Below are 503 nucleotides of genomic sequence, written 5' to 3'. Positions count from 1 at the left end.
CGAAGCCGAACGACTGGCCAAGCTGAAAGTGCACAGCATCATCACTGACTTCCCCACCAGCTTTGTCAGCCACTTCCGCCGCAAACACCGTTACGGCTCTTCGGAAGCCGCTTCCATTAACGGCTGATCGTTAAGAAACACCATGATCTCCTCTTTACGGGCCATGGCGTCCTTGCGCCCCATCTCGATCAAGGCATTGGTGAAACCGGGCTCAAACAGCAGATAACTCATGGCACTGGCCCCGGGGGAACGGGTCGCGCCGGAACTGCGCAGAAAAAAACGCAAGGTCCGGGGTAATTCACGGATATGCTCCGCTGCGATTTCATCAATGGGCCGCGAGGGATAAATCTTCAGCACGTCCACTTCGCGCAGTTTGATACCATGCTTTCTGCGGGTGCGCTCGCCCAGCGCAGACAGGGTGTGGTTGATTCGTTCCAGCCGCTCCACATCCCCTTCCAGCGTATCCACGAACACACTGTTCAGAACGTGGCCCAACACCTGTG

1 pseudogene is annotated in these 503 nt (G+C 56.9%); it reads right to left on the bottom strand.

Features of this window, described 5'->3' with window-relative positions:
- Positions 1–90: 90 nt before the first annotated feature.
- Positions 91–503 (bottom strand): annotated as a pseudogene (locus A3754_RS27140) (patatin-like phospholipase family protein); the annotation flags it as partial.

Source organism: Alcanivorax sp. HI0083, from assembly GCF_001635175.1.
This window is presented reverse-complemented; position numbering and strand designations above follow the sequence as displayed.